At 40.0% G+C, this 18,037-nt stretch carries 15 protein-coding genes; 4 read left to right on the top strand and 11 right to left on the bottom strand.

What is annotated here, in order from left to right; genetic code table 11:
* The 3 genes from betA (at position 1) to AN390_RS09250 (ending at position 3,743) form a co-directional block, all read left to right on the top strand.
* On the top strand, positions 1-1,668 hold the full coding sequence (gene betA / locus AN390_RS09260; RefSeq protein WP_055254059.1) for a choline dehydrogenase: 1,668 nt from the start codon (positions 1-3) through the stop codon (positions 1,666-1,668).
* 146 nt (positions 1,669-1,814) lie between these two features.
* A complete protein-coding gene (locus tag AN390_RS09255; protein WP_004586453.1) occupies positions 1,815-3,032 on the top strand; it encodes a BCCT family transporter in 1,218 nt (405 codons plus the stop codon).
* A gap of 9 nt (positions 3,033-3,041) precedes the next feature.
* Positions 3,042-3,743 (top strand): TorF family putative porin, encoded by a 702-nt coding sequence (locus AN390_RS09250; RefSeq protein WP_055254057.1) that lies wholly within the window; start codon positions 3,042-3,044, stop codon positions 3,741-3,743.
* A gap of 259 nt (positions 3,744-4,002) precedes the next feature.
* Here the strand turns inward: AN390_RS09250 and AN390_RS09245 are convergent, their stop codons facing one another.
* The 4 genes from AN390_RS09245 to fdxA form a co-directional block, all read right to left on the bottom strand.
* Entirely contained in the window at positions 4,003-5,910 is a 1,908-nt protein-coding gene (locus tag AN390_RS09245) for a bifunctional diguanylate cyclase/phosphodiesterase (protein WP_055254055.1), read from the bottom strand.
* 228 nt (positions 5,911-6,138) lie between these two features.
* Complete coding sequence (locus AN390_RS09240) at positions 6,139-6,597, bottom strand: Sbal_3080 family lipoprotein (RefSeq protein ID WP_004586456.1); 459 nt, start codon at positions 6,595-6,597, stop codon at positions 6,139-6,141.
* 21 nt (positions 6,598-6,618) lie between these two features.
* Positions 6,619-8,865 carry a carbohydrate binding family 9 domain-containing protein gene (locus AN390_RS09235; protein WP_055254393.1) on the bottom strand — a complete coding sequence of 749 codons (2,247 nt, stop codon included), beginning with the start codon at positions 8,863-8,865 and terminating at the stop codon, positions 6,619-6,621.
* Between the two features lie 140 nt (positions 8,866-9,005).
* Entirely contained in the window at positions 9,006-9,329 is a 324-nt protein-coding gene (gene fdxA, locus AN390_RS09230; protein WP_055254052.1) for a ferredoxin FdxA, read from the bottom strand.
* A 192-nt stretch (positions 9,330-9,521) separates the two neighbouring features.
* Between fdxA and AN390_RS09225 the strand changes: the two genes are divergently transcribed.
* A complete protein-coding gene (locus AN390_RS09225; protein ID WP_055254050.1) occupies positions 9,522-11,129 on the top strand; it encodes an NAD(P)/FAD-dependent oxidoreductase in 1,608 nt (535 codons plus the stop codon).
* A gap of 130 nt (positions 11,130-11,259) precedes the next feature.
* Here the strand turns inward: AN390_RS09225 and AN390_RS09220 are convergent, their stop codons facing one another.
* The 7 genes from AN390_RS09220 to AN390_RS09190 all read right to left on the bottom strand — a co-directional run bounded on the left by AN390_RS09220 (position 11,260) and on the right by AN390_RS09190 (position 18,033).
* Positions 11,260-12,561: a DEAD/DEAH box helicase gene (locus AN390_RS09220; protein WP_055254048.1), complete on the bottom strand. Its 1,302-nt coding sequence runs from the start codon at positions 12,559-12,561 to the stop codon at positions 11,260-11,262.
* Between the two features lie 90 nt (positions 12,562-12,651).
* On the bottom strand, positions 12,652-13,881 hold the full coding sequence (locus AN390_RS09215; RefSeq protein ID WP_004586462.1) for a beta-ketoacyl-ACP synthase: 1,230 nt from the start codon (positions 13,879-13,881) through the stop codon (positions 12,652-12,654).
* The gene (gene fabG, locus AN390_RS09210) at positions 13,881-14,606 is read right to left on the bottom strand and encodes a 3-oxoacyl-ACP reductase FabG (RefSeq protein WP_055254046.1); all 726 of its coding nucleotides are present in this window, start codon (positions 14,604-14,606) and stop codon (positions 13,881-13,883) included. Before fabG ends, AN390_RS09215 begins: the two co-directional genes overlap by 1 nt.
* A complete protein-coding gene (locus AN390_RS09205; protein ID WP_054981891.1) occupies positions 14,603-15,058 on the bottom strand; it encodes a hotdog family protein in 456 nt (151 codons plus the stop codon). The genes fabG and AN390_RS09205 overlap by 4 nt, the downstream gene beginning before the upstream one ends.
* Entirely contained in the window at positions 15,051-16,220 is a 1,170-nt protein-coding gene (locus AN390_RS09200; protein WP_055254043.1) for a beta-ketoacyl-ACP synthase, read from the bottom strand. Before AN390_RS09200 ends, AN390_RS09205 begins: the two co-directional genes overlap by 8 nt.
* Positions 16,220-16,807, bottom strand: coding sequence for a DUF3261 domain-containing protein (locus tag AN390_RS09195; RefSeq protein ID WP_055254041.1), 588 nt, complete (start codon positions 16,805-16,807; stop codon positions 16,220-16,222). Before AN390_RS09195 ends, AN390_RS09200 begins: the two co-directional genes overlap by 1 nt.
* Positions 16,795-18,033, bottom strand: a complete 1,239-nt coding sequence (locus tag AN390_RS09190) for an NAD(P)/FAD-dependent oxidoreductase (protein ID WP_055254039.1) — start codon at positions 18,031-18,033, stop codon at positions 16,795-16,797. Before AN390_RS09190 ends, AN390_RS09195 begins: the two co-directional genes overlap by 13 nt.
* Positions 18,034-18,037 lie beyond the last annotated feature (4 nt).

Below are 18,037 nucleotides of genomic sequence, written 5' to 3'. Positions count from 1 at the left end.
ATGAGTAACACTTACGACTATATTATTGTTGGCGCCGGTTCTGCAGGTTGTGTACTTGCAAATCGCTTATCTGAAGATACAAACAATAAAGTGCTATTGCTAGAAACCGGTGGTAGCGATAAAAGTATATTTATAAAAATGCCAACGGCGCTCTCTATTCCTATGAATACAGATAAATACGCATGGCAATTTCACACTCAGCCAGAGCCGTATTTAGATAACCGAGAAATGCACTGCCCACGCGGTAAAGTGTTAGGCGGTTCGTCATCAATTAATGGCATGGTATATGTTCGCGGCCACGCGAAAGATTTTGACGAGTGGCAGCAACACGGTGCTAACGGCTGGGATTATCAGTCGTGCTTACCTTACTTTAAAAAAGCAGAAAGCTTTTATTTAGGTGAAAATGCGCACCGTGGTGGCACAGGCCCGCTTGGCGTTAATAACGGTAACGAAATGCAAAACCCGCTTTACACCACCTTTATAAAAGCAGGTGTAGAAGCAGGGTATGCACACACAGACGACTACAACGCAGCTCAGCAAGAAGGCTTTGGCCCGATGCACATGACTGTTAAAGACGGTGTGCGCAGTTCGGCCTCGCGCGAGTATTTAGACCCAGTAAAATCACGCAGTAACCTAACAGTTATTACAGGTGCTTTAGCACAAAAAGTGATTTTAGAAGGCAAAAAAGCCACAGGCATTGAGTACACAGTAAATGGCACTCTTAAAACGGTTCATGCGACTAAAGACGTTGTATTAAGTGCAGGTCCAATTGGCTCACCCCATATTTTACAGCTTTCGGGTATTGGCGATAAAGCCATACTTGAAGAAGCCGGTGTTGAGGTAAAGCATCACTTACCAGGCGTAGGTCAAAACTTACAAGATCATCTTGAGTTTTACTTTCAGTACAAGTGTAAACAACCTATTACCTTAAACGGTAAATTAGGTCTTATTTCAAAAGGCTTAATTGGCGCTAAATGGCTACTGACCCGAAAAGGCTTAGGTGCAACAAACCACTTTGAGTCGTGTGCGTTTATTCGCTCAAAACCAGACGTTGAATGGCCAGATATTCAGTACCACTTTTTGCCAGCAGCGATGCGCTACGATGGGCGCAGTGCATTTGCGGGTCATGGTTTTCAGGTGCATGTAGGTCATAACAAACCTAAAAGCCGGGGTAGTGTCACAATTCAATCAGCTAATCCTGAGCAACCGCCGAAAATTTTATTTAACTACTTGCAGCATAAAGACGATATTGAAGGCTTTAGAGCGTGTGTGCGCCTAACTCGCGACATTATTGAACAAAGCGCATTTGATGACTACCGCGATGAAGAAATTCAACCAGGTAAGCACATTCAAACCGACGAAGAAATAGATGCTTTTGTACGCCAAGCAGTAGAAAGTGCCTATCACCCGTCTTGCTCTTGCAAAATGGGCGAAGATGATATGGCCGTGGTTAATTCTAATACCCAAGTTCACGGTATTGAAGGGCTGCGTGTTGTTGACTCGTCAATCTTCCCTACGGTGCCAAATGGTAACTTAAATGCCCCTACAATTATGGTTGCAGAAAAAGCAGCTGATCTAATTTTAGGTAAAACACCGTTACCGCAAGCATCTGTGGACGTTGCCATGAGCAGTAATTGGCAAACAACGCAACGTAATAGCGAGATTTAATTAAGCCATAACGTGCCTAACACTATGTAGGGCACGTTCAACTTGCAGTGGCTCACGGCGTAAATTGGTTACGCGGTGTTTATGCAAGCAATAAAACAAAAACGGAGAACTTATGAGTTACTTTTATTCATTTTGGGAGGGCGATAATGACTATATGGCTTAGTGCTGGCATTATATTTACGCTACTTGCAGTTATCACTATTTTATTTAAATGGGGTAACGTACGCGTAGTAGGCGTAACACCAGTGAGAACGTTTACCTTTATCGCAATCTTATTTACCTCAGGCCTAGACGTTGGCCTAATCATGTTTCCATTAACCGAATTTGCAGGTTATGCAGACATAAAAGCAAGCCCAGAATACGCGTTTGCAAACCCACTGGCTATTGAGTTTGGCTACTGGGGATTCTTGATCTGGGGATTTTACTTTCTTACGTGCTTTTATTTCTGTGTAATAGAGCCCAAAGTTAAATTTTTCGAAATTTCATGGGTTAAGTTCATTAATAACGTGGTTATTATTGGCACATGTGCCTTTACGGCTTACCTACTGCTTTCTAACTTGCCGTGGTACTTACCAGAGCTAGGCGATGGTTCGAGCGTTATACCTACCTTCTACTTTATTGTATTTGCAGCTATTTGCTTTGCTGTGTACTCAAGTACAGATATTAAATACGTGCGCTTTTTAAGTATTTCTACAACGTGGTTATTTATCGCATTAATTGCCTTTATGTGGGCAGGTGCCTTTGTCGTTGGTGACAGCGAAATGTCGGCATTTACCAATAACCTTGCTGAAATTGGTACTTACTTTGCCAATATAAATCAGTTTGTTTTACCGCTTAATGACTACCATGAATTTTATCTATTTTGGTGGTTTGCGTGGAGCATTATGATTGGCCAATTTACGTCTCGCTTTGTAGGCGGCCTTAAAACATACCAAGTATTAGGTGCAATGTTGATATTTCCATCTATTCCGATTGCAATTTGGTTTAGCGTACTTTATCACTACCACGAGATGGGTATTTCAACAGCGGGTATTAAAAACTTTGCCATGGTATTTGTTGGGATAGTGTTTGTTATTAATTCGCTTGATTCATTAATACGCTTATACACAGATAACCTTAACTTAACGGTTAAACGTTTAGGTAAAATGAACTATATGATACTCAATATTGTTGCCCTTTCGTTACTAACCCTATTGTTTAAGCTTGAGTTTTTACAAATTCAATGGGTTGGCGCGTTAGTAATTGCACTGTTTTTTGGCTGTGCTGCGTTTATTGGCTACAGCAAATTTAAAACGGTTAACAATATAGACAGTTCGCCAAAAGCAAACAAAATAGATTACACAAAAATAGAAACTGTACATTAGGGATCAACAATGAATAACAAACTAAAAAAACTAGCAGTAGCGCTACCTTTCGCACTTTTATCAACAACGGTGTCAGCTAACTGGTCAACAACCATTACAGCAGCATCTGACTATACTTTTAACGGTGTAACTCAAACTGATAGCGACCCTGCAATTCAAGCAAGCCTTGATTACGCGTTCGACAGCGGTGTCTATGCGGGTGCATGGGCATCTAATGTAGATTTTGGTGATGACACTGATTTTGAACTTGATGCCTACCTAGGTAAATACGTGCAATTAACTGATAAGGTTAGCGCTGATTACGGTATTGCTTATTACACATACCAAGGTAATAACAGCGATGGTAACTACGCCGAAGCCTACACAAAATTTGGCTATGCAAGTGAGTATGGTCAAACAGAGCTAAACTTTTGGTATAGCTGGGATTACTTTGGTACAGGTGCTGGCCATGTTATTTCTATGATTGCCCACACCTTTGAAATTGCCCCGAATCATGCCATTCGTGCAAGCTTTGATATTTCTAATTCGCTTGATGGCGAAAAATGGGCATGGGATGTAAACCAAAAGAAATCATACAAACATTACCGCCTAGCGTACCAAACTAGCTACGAAGGCTTTGGTATTGAGATTGCTGCTGAAGACACAAGCCTAGATTACGATTACGCTGATGAGCGTATAGTACTTGCTATATCACGCACATTCGATTTATAAAATTGTAGTTGTTAGATTCTACAAACAAAAATGCCACTTTTAAAAGTGGCATTTTTTTACTAAATTTTAAGGCTGTAGTCCTAAAGAACTTAGTTTTATTTAGAGGCAATTAAGCACAATATAGGGTTTAACATTTCGTGGCCTAAATAGCTGGGCCAGTGAATGCTCAAGTTAATCGCTATCGGTAGGGGCAATTTCATAACATAGCCTGAGCCTAAAACCCTACATAAGCTATTAAATTACCTATAATAAACAGGCTCTAACCTTCTATTTCCCACGCGCTGGTGCCCGCTGCAGATAAGTTAGCGGTATTTTTACGCAAAACTTTGTTACCCACATTGATGGATGATTGAGGGCGACTAACCAAATAACCTTGCACAGAGCTTACTCCCATGCGTTTTACAAGTTCAAACTGCTCGATTTCTTCTACGCCCTCTGCCACTATTTTAAGTCCTAACTTTTGACCTAATTCGCTAATCGTATTAAGGATGTCATTGTACTTTGGACTTTTATCGGCTTGAGAGATAAACGAGCGATCTATTTTTATTACATCAATGGGCAAATCAGCCAATGTACTTAATGAACTAAAGCCGGTACCAAAATCGTCAATAGCAATTGTCACACCTTCTGCACGAAGCCGCTCAAGCTCTTCAATCATACTTTTACTGGCTTTAATAAACGTAGACTCTGTTATTTCTAGCATTAAAGAATGCGATGGCAGCCCTGTGTTTTTTAGGTTTTTCATTATCCAATCGTACACTGAGCGGTGTTTTAGTTGCACACCCGATACATTAACCGAAATTTTCACTTTGCGCATACCGGCATTATGCCATGCCGCCATTTGCCTACACGACTCATGCATAATCCAATCGCCGAGCTCTAAAATAAGGTTAGACTCTTCGGCAATAGGTATAAACTCCGCCGGTGAAATCATCCCTTCTATAGGGTGATCCCAGCGTGTAAGCGCTTCAAAATAATCTATCATGCAATCTTCTACATGCACGATAGGTTGAAAAGATAAGTAAAAGTCTTTACACGCAACCGCCAAACGCAGCTCTTCTAATAAATAGTGATAGCGGCGCATTTTATTACCCATCTCTGGGGAGTACACTTTAAAAATGCCTTTACCATCGCTTTTTGCACGGTACATTGCCACATCGGCCAATTGCAATAATGCTTGTGGTGTTGATGCGCTCTCTGGGTACGCCGCTATACCAATACTGGCGCTAATTTTTATTATTTTATTACCCAGTACAAAGTCTTTTTCAAGTTCACTGAGTACGTGCTTAGCAATATCGACTACTTTATTATCGGTATCTACCGACTCAATAAAAATTGAAAATTCGTCACCGCCTAAACGTGATAAATTTTGCTCTAACTGATTCGCCTCGTTAATATTACTTAACTTATGATGGCGTAATACGTTGGCTAAGCGCGTAGCAACCTGTACCAAAATTTCATCACCAAAGCTGTGGCCAAACGAGTCATTTACCTGTTTAAACCCATCTAGGTCAATAAACAATAAGGCGCATTTAAGCTGCTCTTCTTCAGTAAAATTTATTTGCCTATCTATATGCTCAATATAAGCATGGCGGTCAATGAGCAAAGTTAGCTTATCTTGGCAGATACTTGTTTGTGTTTGCTTTAAATAATTAGCAACATGGGTATTTAAATTGTTTATTGACTGGCTTAAATTACCCAGCCCTGACGGGTTGTCGTGTTGCGGTTGTAGGTTAAAGGCTACAAGCAATTGATTAGCGTTGTTATTCAGTTGTGCAATTTGATGCTGATAAGAGATTTTTTTACGCTCTTTACGAATAATTGTAAAGCCAACAAACAATACCATACACACCAATATAAAGTTTATTGGCGACGTTAGCGTCATTAAAATAAGCTTTGTTGCGTTTGCAGCAATAAATTCCGTGTCGGTAGTTTTAACTAACAAAAAATCGGCAGAAGGCTGGTGTATTAAATAGTGCCCATTGAGCATAGGGTTATACCAAGGCGCCATTTCGAGCGTTGTATCTACAATATCAAAGTGGCGTAAATCTATATCAGGGTTGAATAAATTAATGCGGTTAATTTGGTTTGTTAGTTCGATGTTTAAACAAAAGCAAAACAAGATAAATACAAAAAAAATGCCGCCTAAGGGTTTAAATTTATTCATCAACAAAATCCATCTAAATTACTTATCCTATAAACCCGTTACTAAATGACGATTATATCGCCTATTTTTAGTACTAAGCAAGCCATAGCACAGTCCTTATTCATTGAATTTTTAGAACTGTACTCAAAAAGAATAAATTAATGCTTAATAATTAACTAATTATAGAGAGTGATGAATAAAAATAAACCTTAAGCTTAAAATGTTTGAAAAAACTAATATTACAAGTATTTAATACATACCATCGATTAGTTCGATAATTTTTTCTTTCGCGTCTATAAACTTATCCAAACCACCGCCGGTGCGATAAGATGCTTGCGCAATTTTTTTATTGGTTTGAGCGTCTGTAACCCAAATATTCGCGTATGACATGTACAACGCTAAATCCCAATGCCAGTTAGCCACGTAATAAGCAACGGCATTACACCCTGCGATGTCAGCATTAGGTAATTCAGTTTGATACTCCTGATGTTTCAATACATAGTTAGCAGCAATTACACGTGTTTTGACGTTATGTTTTGCAAACCCTTCTTCCATTGCTGTGACAACGCCTTCTTTAACTGCCTTATGTTCAGCTATACATACTACTTCTGGTTTCACAGTGTCAAAGCGAGTTATATCTTGCTTAGCAGCACAACCCGCTAGGGTTGCTACCATTGCAGCTGCGATAGTTATTTTTATTGTTTTCATATTCATCCTTTTAATGGTTATTTAAAGTTGCCATGCATAGCTCACTTTTGTAAAAAATGTACGTTGATCTCTTTCAACGTGTTTTAGAGAATCGTCTTGATAGCTTTTATCTGAGTAGCCTAAATAAAATAATGTTTGAGCATTAATTTTGTACGAGTAAACTAATTGGCTGCCATAGTCTTTATTAATGTGGCTAACTTGGTAGTAGTAGGCATCTTTATTTCTATCAATGTCTTCAAATTGCAATATAAGCTTGAGCATAGCGCGCATGCTAAATTTATAATAAAGCCTAAAATCTAATAAGTTCGCAGTATAAACTCGCTCCCCTTCAGGGTTATCTAAAACGCTGTAGTTATGTGTAGCGTCTACTTGCCAATGATCGTTTATATCCCACGTAACTTGCGTTTGCGTAGCATACGAATCGCCAATTTGCTCATTGGCGTAATCAATGCGGCTGCCATACTCACCGTAAAACGAAAGCCATATATTATTTTTAGGTTTAAAGCCCGTATAAACAAAGCCAATATTTTGATTATAAAAAGCATCATTATAGTTTTCATAACGATGCAGTAAGCCAATTTCAAAAATAGACTGCTTTTGCCCTTTTAATGTTATAAACCCTTGGTATTCTTCTTCAAGTAGGTCGCCATTTTGCGCCCATGTTTTATCCCAATCAGCCTCATAAGACCATGACGTTAATAAGCCAGATTCATCTGCATACCAGGTTTGTCCGCCCCCAAAGCCTACGTTCTCATAATCTACTTTTTCTTGATAACCTAAGTCAGTGCGATAGTCTTTACCTATGTTTTCGTAGCTGGCAAACAAATTGTAGCCACGTTTATCACGGGTAAACTCTATAGCGTACGCTTCATCAGATTGAGTTTTAGATAAGTTATAGTTACTTGTTAAAAAATCAGAGTTTTTAGAATCTGTTGTAGCTACCTGGTAGGTCAGTAGATCTGATTGATTAAACCAATAGCTGCCATCGACAGAAAGCACCGTATTATAGTAATCATCGCTTTCGCGGTGAGTCGTACTTAGCCCTATAGTTCCTTGTTGGCCAATATCGTATTGATAACGCGCCGCTGCTGCATGGGTTTTATCCTCTAAAATTGCAAAACCAGAGCCTTGATTTGTAGGCAATAAAATATTGCTATTATTGTCATCGGCATACATAAATGCATAGCTATGTTGCCCTGTTTTACCTGTTAATTTCGCCCCTACTTCAGGCTCTGCAATAGTGCGGGTATACAATAGTTCAAATAAACTGCTTTTAAAGTAGGATGCGCCATCTAAAAAAAATGGTCGTTTTTCTGCATAATAAATTGAGTACGTGGTATTTACATCAAGGGCTAACGCATCACTTTCTATTTGCGAAAAATCTGGGTTTATAGTGGCATTAATTACCGCATCTTGTGTAACCCCCCAGCGTAAATCAAGGCCAGCTTCGGTGTTTATATCGCCATTATCCCACTGCCCTGGCAAGGTAGCTTTTGAATCATTTCTGAGCGCCGTAAGTGTGGGCGTTAGTTGCAGATTTTTGCTGGCTTTTATATTTTTAAAGCCATTTAATTTATCAAACTGACATAAACTGCATTTTATATCTCGGTCAAATCCCATATTTGAAAGCTGATACAGTACATCACGTTGGTAATTTCGCATAAGGGCAAAGCCCCATGTTAAATCTGTTTTATTTTCAGGAAATCTTAGCGCTTTAAAAGGTATACGCATTTCAACCACAAACCCTTGGTCGGTAATTTGCCCTGCGCTATCCCATATTGCATCCCAAGACGGGTCTGATTGCCAGCCATCGGTGTCACTCATCCGCGTATCACCTTGCGCACCCAATGGGTTTACATAAAATTCGTAAGCTGAACGTTCGTCGTTAAAAGTGTCAATAATTAAAATAACCGTATCATCTTGCCAAAGCGTATCTCTGTCACGTAGAGAAGCTGTTATTTCGCTCGGCTGTGGATCTTCGGCTACAAAAGCAACATATAAGTTGCTGCCATCTTCATACATGTAAGCATCAGTTTTAACCGGTGGGGCGCCCTTTTCGTTAGGCTCATCTTGAAATGCTATAGGAACTAAAGTGGCATTTTGCCAGTGGGGCTCATCAAGTACGCCATCTACAGTAATATCTGCATTTAAATGTACAAGAGAATGCTGCTGTTTTTCACTGGCATAAAGGTAGTTAGAAAATAAAAGTGCTAATAAGAAGGGGAATAAAGCACTGCATTGTTTTTTTATAATTATTAAGTACTGCATAAACATCCATTTAGACGTGTTTACCCTTAAAAGGTAAACTTATTTATGCAGTGTAATTTAAGTCAGTACATTTGTTAATAGTTTGATACTAAAAACAATAGCTTTTTTAACTAATTAATATTAAAGGCTTAATTTAAAAGCTAGGTTTCAATTAATTTAAGCTTATTAGCCACGCCATTCCAACTATCGGCATCAGCAGGCGCTGGTTTTACCTCAACAATGCGTGGCCACACCAATGCAAGCTCAGCATTAAGCTCTGTAAACTCTTTTTGCTCTTCTGGCAGCTCGTCTTCTTGGTAAATTGCTTCAGCTGGGCACTCAGGTACGCATAATCCACAATCTATGCAATCAATAGGGCTTATTGCTAAAAAGTTAGGGCCTTCGTAAAAGGCATCTGCAGGGCACACTGCCACACAATCTGTGTATTTACACTTAATACAGTTTTCGGTGACCACAAACGCCATAATAGTTTAAACCTAGTAATTAATTATCTAAAGCGAGGATCATACCCAACCCCATTAAAAACACAATAAATATGTGCCATCTGCGGTCAATTTAACGTAATATATGCGCCCTTAATGTATAGCCATTACGTGCCCTACACTTCTTATTGTGAGCGGATAATATTACCGCTAAGACACCTAAAAGAGATAACAATGATACGTTTAACCGAAATAAAGCTGCCGCTTGATCATAACGAAGACGCTATAGGCCAAGCCATAGTTGATAAACTAAAAATACAGCCAGCGCAGCTACACAGCTACAATGTGTTTAAACGTGGGTACGATGCACGTAAAAAAACGGCTATTTTACTTATTTATACCCTCGATATTGAAGTAGATAACGAAGAAGCGCTGTTAAACGCATTTGCAAAAGATCAGCACGTAAAACCTGCCCCTGATACCTCATACAAATTTGTTGCCCAAGCCCCCGCTAACCTTACTGAGCGCCCTGTAGTAATTGGCTTTGGCCCGTGTGGATTATTTGCGGGCTTAGTGCTGGCTCAAATGGGTTTTAACCCTATTATTTTAGAGCGCGGTAAAGAAGTACGCGAACGCACCAAAGACACCTTTGGCTTTTGGCGTAAACGTACCCTTAATACAGAGTCTAATGTGCAGTTTGGCGAGGGTGGCGCAGGTACATTTTCAGACGGTAAACTATACAGCCAAGTGAAAGATCCAAAACATTACGGGCGTAAAGTTATCACCGAATTTGTAGAAGCCGGCGCACCAGATGAAATTTTATACGTAAGTAAGCCGCACATTGGTACGTTTAAACTTGTTACTATGATTGAAAAAATGCGCGCACGTATTATTGAACTTGGCGGCGAAATCCGCTTTAGCACCCGCGTAGACGACATTCATATAGATGATGGACAAGTAACTGGCTTAACGCTTTCAAACGGTGAAAAGCTCAATACCCGCCATGTAGTACTTGCTGTGGGACATAGCGCCCGTGATACCTTTAAAATGATTCACGATAAAGGCATTTATGTAGAAGCTAAACCGTTTTCTGTGGGCTTTAGAATCGAGCACAAGCAATCGATGATTGATGAGTGTCGTTTTGGGCCTAACGCGGGTAACCCCATTTTAGGCTCTGCTGATTATAAACTCGTTCACCATTGTGATAATGGCCGCACAGTTTACAGCTTTTGTATGTGCCCAGGAGGGACTGTTGTAGCCGCCACCTCTGAAGAAGGCCGCGTAGTAACAAACGGTATGAGCCAATACTCTCGTAGTGAGCGCAATGCAAATAGTGCCATTGTAGTAGGTATTACACCTGAAAAAGACTTCCCTGGTCACCCGCTTGCCGGCATTGATTTGCAACGTAAACTAGAAGAGCAAGCCTATGCATTAGGCGGTAGCAACTACGATGCACCAGCACAGTTAATTGGCGACTTTTTAAAAGGAAAAGCATCGGGCGATTTAGGTGATGTACAACCGTCGTTTACACCAGGAATAAAACTCACCGATTTAGCAAATGTACTCCCGCAGTTTGCTATCGATGCAATACGCGAAGCCATTCCAGCCTTTAATAAGCAAATTCGTGGTTTTTCTACAAACGACGGATTATTAACAGGGGTAGAAACCCGTACATCATCACCTATTAGTATCAAGCGCGATAAAAGCTTCCAAAGCATAAATACTAAAGGTTTATACCCAGCGGGTGAAGGCGCCGGTTACGCAGGTGGTATTTTATCTGCAGGTATTGATGGTATTAAAGCGGCTGAAGCAGTTGCACTCTCAATGTTAGAAAACGCTTAAACCGGTTTTTTAAGTTATTTACCGAAAAGCCTCGCTTTGTGAGGCTTTTTTGTTTACACCTTGAGCTAAATTGAGGCACAAAAAAACCTGAGTAAACCTCAGGTTTTTTATAAATGCTAAATTTTTATGCTTACTTTTTAAGGGTAAGCTTGGCGCCTTTTAAGCTTTTACGCACATTTGAAATACGTGAGCGATTTACCGCACGTGCTTCGCCTGTTGCTTGGCCTGTTGGCTTATTCGTACGGCTACGACGTAAATGCGCTGGTTTTTTACCTATTTTATCAATAAGTACTTCACGGCTACTTACTTCATAACCCTCTAAGTAAACACGTTTGATTTTTTGGCCAATTAACGACTCTATTTCAAATAAGGTGTTTTCTTCTTCGCGGCTTACAAACGAAATAGCTTGGCCTTGGTTACCAGCACGACCTGTACGGCCAATGCGGTGTACGTAATCTTCTGCAAGCCATGGTAAATCAATATTAATTACTCGTGGTAGGCCTTCAATATCAATACCACGCGCTGCAACTTCAGTAGCCACTAAAACACGTACTTTGCCTTCTTTAAATTCACGAAGTGCACGTCGGCGGTTACCTTGCGATTTATCACCATGACATACAGTGGCAGGAATACCATCAAGGTTAAGCTCTTTAACCAGCTCATCCGCCGTTTCTTTCATGTTTACAAACACAAGTACTTGTTGCCAGTTCTTTTTACCTATCAGCTCAGAAAGCAGCTCTTGTTTACGGCGCTCTTCAACTGGGTACACAACATGCTGTACCGTACTTGCAGTACTATTAGTTTGATCTACGCGAACAATTTCAGGCTGTTTTAATACTTTTGCTGCAAACTGCTTAATAGCCGCTGGAAAAGTGGCTGAGAAAAGTAAAATTTGGCGCTGCTCGTCACAACTTTTAATAACACTTTGCATATCTTCAATAAAGCCCATATCAAGCATACGGTCAGCTTCATCAAGTACTAAGTGTTTAACACTTGCTAGGCTTAAATTACCTAAACGAATATGATCAAGTAAACGCCCTGGAGTTGCAACTACAACATCTACGCCGTCTTTAAGTGCATTTGCTTGGCCTGCGGTATTAACACCGCCAAATAGACTCACTACTTTTAAAGCGGTATGTTTTGCATAGGCTTTAAAGTTATTTGCTACTTGCTCTGCAAGCTCACGAGTTGGCGCAAGCACTAACGCGTGCGGAGCATTGCTTGTGCTTAGCTCAGATTCAGTTAATTTTTGGATGATAGGTAAAGCAAACGCAGCCGTTTTACCTGTGCCTGTTTGGGCACTTGCTAAAACGTCTTTACCTTTACGAACAGCCGGAATAGCTGAACGCTGAATGGGCGTAAGGGTGTGGTAATTAAGTTCGTCTAACGCCTGAATAAGTTCAGGGGAAAAACTAAAAGATTTAAAATTCATGCTGTATAACCTGCGGCCACATTTATCAAGGGTCGCAAATTATACAGCAAAAACGAGTCAACAGTTAGTGATTAGTGTTTATAAACTTGATTAATCTTGCTTATACCGTTTAAAAATAAGAGATGTATTAATCCCACCAAATGCAAAGTTATTACTCATGACATAATCGGTGTTAATTTCTCGCCCTTGTGTCTTAATATAATCAAGCTCAGCGCAATCATTATCTATATCGGTTAAATTTATTGTAGGTGCAAACCAATTATCGCTCATCATATTAATAGTAGCCCATGCTTCTATTGCACCACACGCCCCTAAAGTATGCCCTAAATAGCTTTTTAAAGAACTAATAGGTTTAACTCCCAGCGCATTAAAAGTAGCATGAGACTCAGCAATATCACCTCTATCGGTTGAGGTACCATGCGCATTGACATAACCTACTTTATCAGGTGATAAATTGGCATCTTGCAATGCCATTTCAATAGCTATTTGCATGGTATCTGAAGATGGTTGAGTAACATGTTGTCCATCAGAGTTACAGCCAAAACCGACAACCTCAGCCAATATATTTGCCCCTCTAGCTTTAGCATGCTCATACTCTTCAAGTATTAAAGTACCGGCACCTTCTCCTATAACCAAGCCATCACGGTTTTTATCAAATGGGCGAGGCGTATTTTTAGGGGTGTCATTTTTAATACTTGTAGCATACAGCGTATCAAATACAGCTGCTTCGGTAATACAAAGTTCTTCTGCCCCCCCTGCTACCATTATTTTTTGACGACCAAATTTAATTGCCTCATAGGCGTAGCCAATACCCTGCGAGCCAGACGTACATGCCGAACTTGTAGTGATCACTCGTCCTTTTAAGCCAAAAAATACGCCTACATTTACTGGTGCTGTATGTGCCATCATTTGAATATAGCTTGTAGCTGTGACTCCAGACATTGAGCCACTTTCCAACATATTTGCAAATGCGAGAAGCGGCGGTGTTGAGCCGGTGGATGAGCCATATGCTACACCGGTAGAGCCATCTGTAAGACTTTTATGTTCAAGTAAATCAGCTTGCTCAAGCGCACGCTCAGTTGCACGTGTGGACATAAGTGCCACTCGCCCCATTGAGCGTATTTGCTTACGTTTATAATGGTTAGGTTTTTCAAAATGGGTGACAGGGGCAGCTAAGCGTGTATTAAGCCCATCAGCTTTATCCCATTCACGCATTGTTACAACTGCATTTTCACCTTTAATCAAGGCGCTTTTAAATTCATCCCAATCATCGCCCAATGCGGTTATAACCGACATCCCTGTAACAACAACACGTTTCATTAAACCATCCCGCCGTTAACCGAAATAACTTGGCGAGTGATGTAAGCAGCATCATCAGACATTAAAAATGCAACTGTACCAGCCACTTCGTTCACTGTTCCCATACGTTTAAGTGGAATCATTTTCATCATTTCAGCAACCGGAAGCTCATCCGTCATTGCTGTTTCAATTAAACCAGGCGCTACACAATTTACAGTAATTTTTCGCTTAGCTAGTTCCAGCGATAGGGATTTGGTAGCGCCAATAATACCTGCTTTCGCTGCGCTGTAATTTACTTGCCCTCTGTTGCCCGCAATACCCGACACTGAAGCCATAGTAATAATGCGCCCACCTTTACGAGTTTGTACCATGGGCATAACTGTTGGGTGCACAACATTATAAAAGCCATCTAACCCAGTTCTAATTACGCTATCCCAATCATCGCCCTGCATTGCCGGAAAAGCCATATCGTTGGTAATGCCCGCATTACACACCACACCATAGTAAGCACCATTGTTTGTAATATCTTGCTCAATTTGTTGCTTTGCCGCTGCTCTATCGCATACGTCAAATTGTAGTAGTGTAGTGCTTTGTCCAAGTGCGTGTATTTCTGCACATGTTTGCTGAGCTTGCTCTAAACCAGTTCTGCAATGAACAGTAATGTCATAGCCTTGAGCTGCAAGTTTAAGTGCAATAGCCTTACCTATACCCCGGCTAGAGCCGGTCACTAAAATTCTTTTATTCATTGGTTTTCTCTTATAAATTCCAGCGGTTCTTCTGGCTGAAATACATTTATTTTTGCATCACACAGTATTTTTTTATTTTCACTTATTTGGCATTCAAACACACTTAAACCAGATTCTTCTTGGTAAAGCTTGTGAACATAAATAGTTAAGGTGCTGTTTTTATAAAACATGGCCTGATGTGTTTTATATTTTCGCGTGCCGATCAAAAAGCCAATTTTAACCGCTTCATTAATATCGTTAGCTAATGCTCCAGCATAGGCAGCTATAGACTGGGCCATATATTCAACACCTATATAACTTGGCACTCCCTCAATTTGCTCATTATAAAAAGGGCTTTGGGGTGTAATAGTCACAGAGCAGGCTGCACTTTCATCGCTGTATTCAACTAACTGATCTATTAAAATCATAGGAGCATCGTGGGGTACAACCTGCTCTATAGAATAATTATTCATTATGAGTACCTAAAATCAAACTGGCATTATTACCACCAAACGCAAATGAATTAGATAGACAGTAATTTAATTTAACCGTGCTAGCTTGCTCAATAACGTTGATATCTGCGAGCTTATTTCTGTGTGTGCATTTATTAAAAGGCAAAGTAATATTTCCTCTCCCTCTGAGCAACAGCCAACAAATACCTGCTTCAATTGCACCAGCTGCACCTAAAGTGTGCCCAGTTAAGTACTTACTGGAGCTCAGCGGTGTATTGTTGCCAAACACACTATTAATTGCAAGGGCTTCCATTTCGTCATTTTTAATTGTTGCTGTGCCGTGTGCATTTATATAGTCAATATCACTAGGTAATAAGTCAGCAACGGCCAGAGCTGCTTTCATTGCCGATTTTGCACCATTACCGCTAGGGTCTGGCGCCGAAATGTGATGAGCATCAGAGCTTTCCCCACCACCTAAAAACATGACGCCATTTTCTAACGGTGCTTCTTTACTCATGACAAATAACGCAGCACCCTCACCAATATTAATACCATCTCTGTCATCGCAAAAAGGCTTACACATTCCTGTGCTCATTGATGCCAAGGCATTAAATCCATTAATGGTAAGTTTGCAAAGGCTGTCTACGCCACCACAAATTACAACGTCTGCTAAATCAGCAGTTATTAAAGCTTTTGCGCTAATGAGAGCTTTAGCACTTGAGGTACATGCCGTTGAAATACTATAACAAGGACCTAACGCCCCTACTTTTTCGGCTATGTAATGCGAAGGAGTAGCAAGTTCTTGATCAGCATATAAAAAGTCACTTGGCCAAGCACCTGAACTGTCGTGTTCAGCTCGAGCTTGTTCGCCATCATGCACCCCAGATGTACTTGTACCTACCACAACAGCAATTCGTGATTTATCAATATGTGAAAAACGCTTAAGTGTTGGGGATATTTGCTCAAGGGCTATATCAATTAGCGTATCAATACGGTGCTTTTGATTTAGAGGAACGCAGTCCACGTGCCCAACATAAAATGGCAAACCCTCTGTGCTTAAATCTTTTGTCTTTAAAAGCTGTGGTGCTTCATTATTTTGTAAGTTATTTAGGCTAATAATTGTATCTTCAACGCCTTTGCCCATTGCACTTACAATGCCTAAATCATTTAACCAAAAAGTCACTAGTTTACCTTCTCAAATGTAATTTGATAATGTCGCTCACTATTATTTAGTACTGTTTTATTATCGCTATAATTTATTGTAATAATCGAGCGGTTATTTTTTACTACACGCCTTTGTGTGGCTATCTGCTTTATAATCGCCCCAGATATTTTCTCATTAAGAAATAATACAGGCCAATGCACTAAGGCAATATCTGCCAATATATAAGCTGGGTCTAAATCAACACCGACTATCATTTTAGTAACATTAGGTGGTTGGTTATTTAGTTTCTCAAGCTTTAAAATAGGTAAGCCTTGTGTAGTCATTAACAATAAGTTGATAGTACCCTGCTTGTTTATTTCTAATTGTGCTAATAATGTATGCTCTTTCTCATTGTTTTGAATATATAAAACATGCTGCCAATTTTGCTCAAACATTTGTACAGGCACATGCGAAATATCAAGTGTAGTGGCTGCAGAAATATCAACACGCTCACTGCTTTTATATGTGCTACTACATGCTGTTATGCAAACACACACTAAAGCTATAAAAGTACATTTTAAAAAGTGTCTGGTATGAGCCTCAATAACTGGGATTAATTTTGACATAGCTGCGCTAATACATTTAAACGACGCTCACTTTGAGCAACAAATGGATTATTTTTATCCCATGCGTAACCCGCTAAAATAGCACTGATCATTTCACGAACCTGCGAGTTTTGTTCTGAATAAAAAATAACGTCTTGAAATCGGGTATCGTACCAACCTTTAACAAAGGTTTTAAAACAATCAACTCCTGCCTGCAATGGCTCGGCGTAAGATTCCTCAAAATCAATCACTTCTCCATTTAAATAATCATCAATAAGGGGGGCAATCAAGTGTGCAGACTTTAAAGCAATAGTCACCCCAGATGAAAACACCGGATCTAAAAATTCACCCGCATTGCCTAGTAAAGCAAAATGCTTTCCATGTAGCGTACATACATTAGCAGAGTAACCACTAATGCTACGCGCTTGTGTTATAGGTACGCGATTAGCTAAAAGTTTTTTTAAGTAAGGGTCTTGCTCTATAAACTGTTTTAAGGTGTCAGCTTCACTACTCTCATTAAAGCGTGTTTGCTTTGCAACAACCCCAATGCTGGACGTGCCATCACTAAAGGGGATGAGCCAATACCAAACATCATTAAATTTAGGGTGAACGGTTATTAAAATTTTATTTCTATCAAACAGCTCGTCAGTAATGCCATCATTAAAGTGACTGAAATAAGCACTACGCACAGGAAAAGTAGAAGGTTTTTCTAAATTTAAAAGTTTTGGTAAAACTCGGCCGAAACCACTCGCATCAAGTACAAACTTAGCCCTTACATCATACGTTTGATTTTTATTATTTTGCACTTGCAGCGTCGCACTAGCAGCTTCATCAGTAAAACCAATAACACTATGCTGATAGCGAATTTCAACGCCTTGATGCTGCACTCTATCAGCAATCAGCTTATCAAAATCAGCCCGTTTAACTTGAAAAGTAGTACCCGGGCCTGGGCTAAATTTTTCAGTAAAATTTATAGCTGTATTTTGGCCATTACGATGAAACGCAGCACCATCTTTAAATTGAAAGCCAAGCTCATCCGCATATTCATGTATTGTGTTAACTAGCCCAGCATCCGCTAAATATTCCATACATTGAGGTAATAAGCTTTCGCCAATTGAAAAACGAGGAAACACTTGTTGCTCTAGCACCAGCACTTTCCAGCCTTTTTGTACTAATAAGCTACTTACAAGTGCACCTGAAGGCCCAGCTCCTATAACCACGACATCATACTGCTCGAGTTTGTTCAAATTA

The sequence above is a fragment of the Pseudoalteromonas sp. P1-11 genome, from assembly GCF_001399995.1.
GTDB lineage: Bacteria > Pseudomonadota > Gammaproteobacteria > Enterobacterales > Alteromonadaceae > Pseudoalteromonas > Pseudoalteromonas atlantica.
This window is presented reverse-complemented; position numbering and strand designations above follow the sequence as displayed.